General features: G+C 44.0%; 1 protein-coding gene. It reads right to left on the reverse strand.

Going from position 1 to position 1,625, the window contains the following annotated elements:
* Positions 1–101 precede the first annotated feature (101 nt).
* Positions 102–1,460, reverse strand: a complete 1,359-nt coding sequence (locus tag JJQ88_RS20890; RefSeq protein WP_210367971.1) for an IS1182 family transposase — start codon at positions 1,458–1,460, stop codon at positions 102–104.
* Positions 1,461–1,625: the final 165 nt, after the last annotated feature.

Raw genomic sequence — 1,625 nt, forward strand, 5'->3', positions numbered from 1 at the left:
TCAGTTTGTAGACAAAAGGGGTTCGGAATGCTCACATTCCGAACCCCTTTTTGAATTTCATCGGATTTTTCAAAGGAAATAGACTCTCTTTGCTATACTTTTTAGGCCATTTCTGGACTTCTCCATATCCAGCTGGCCATCTTTTTCAAGTTCAAGGCAGCGAAAGTAAGCATCGCCTGCATGGACAATTTTTTAAGTCCCCTTAGGGTTGTCCAACGCATGCCATGCTTTTCTTTTGCATCTGCGAATACGCGCTCAATGGTTTCTTTGCGCTTCGCATAGATTTGCTTTACTTCTGGTTGGTGCCTCAAGTGGTCTGCCTCTTCCACGTACTCCTGCCAGATATGACGCGTTACCACCTTTTGGTGGTCCTTGCTTTCTGTGCATTGGGCTAAGAAAGGGCAGTTGGTGCAGACCTGTTTGGGGGATTTATATTCACGATACCCCTCCTTAGTTGTGGTTGAATACTTCAGGACCTCACCGGCAGGACACAAGTAACAGTCGTAGAATTCGTCATAGACATAGTCATATTTGCGGAAAAAGCCATCCTTCGTCCGTGGACGGGTATAAGGCAAAGCCGGGGTCATTTCGTTTTCCAACAGAAACTTCGTAATAGCTGGAGTTTTATAGGCTGCGTCGGCCGCAACAGCACTAGGTTTTCCGACGTTCTCTATCACTTGTTCTACCAGTGGTTCAAGGATCAAGCTGTCATGCATGTTACCGGGTGTCACAATTGTCCCCAGGACAAATCCGTTACGATCCGATGCCGCATGGAAGGAGTAGGCAAACTGCTTTGTCCGTTCGTCCTTGACGTAGTATCCACTCTCTGGATCGGTGGTGCTTTCCTTGATTTCCTTCGTTTCTTCCTTTTCGAACTTATCAGGAGGAAAAGGTTTCTTCCCATGGTCTTCCCGATCCAGATTGATTTCTTCCTGGAGTTTCTCTCGATATGCCCGTGTTTCCTTACGCACCACTTTCTTCTCGAATTTATGCTTATTCGCACTTGCTTTTACATGGGTCGAATCAATAAAGACATGTTCAGCACTAATAAGTTTCTTATCAGCTGCGGTCTTAAGAATTCGATAGAAGATCTGTTCAAACAAATCGGTTTCTTTAAAACGGCGTTCGTAATTCTTCCCGAAGGTGGAGAAGTGGGGCACTTTATCATGGAATCCATAACCTAAAAACCAGCGGTAGGCCATATTTGTTTCTACTTCGGCAATGGTCTGGCGCATGGAACGGATGCCAAAGGTATATTGAATGAAGGTAAGTTTAATTAAAATCACAGGGTCAATGCTTGGGCGCCCTACTTCCGAATACACATCCTTCACCAAGTCATAAATGAAAGAAAAATCTATGGCTGCTTCCATCTTACGGACTAAATGTTCCTGAGGAACCAGTTGGTCTAAAGTAACCATTTCTAATTGATCTCGCTGGATTGGATTGTTCTTCGAAAGCATCTTTATCACCTCAAACGTTATATGTATCTATTTTAAAATAGACTTATGTTGAGTTCCACGCTAAGTTTAGAAAGCCTGTGGAACGGAAATCAACAGCCCCCATTCCAGCACAAACCAAAAAAACTGTAGACAAGCTCGATTCCATCGAGTTTGTCTACAGTCTGA

This window comes from Bacillus sp. REN3 (genome assembly GCF_017912555.1).
Classification (GTDB): Bacteria; Bacillota; Bacilli; order Bacillales; family Cytobacillaceae; genus Mesobacillus.

What these genes read in the sequence shown, in the direction of transcription:
- JJQ88_RS20890 (WP_210367971.1), bottom strand. Translation starts at nt 1,460, where the DNA reads ATGCTTTCGAAGAACAATCCAATCCAGCGAGATCAATTAGAAATGGTT.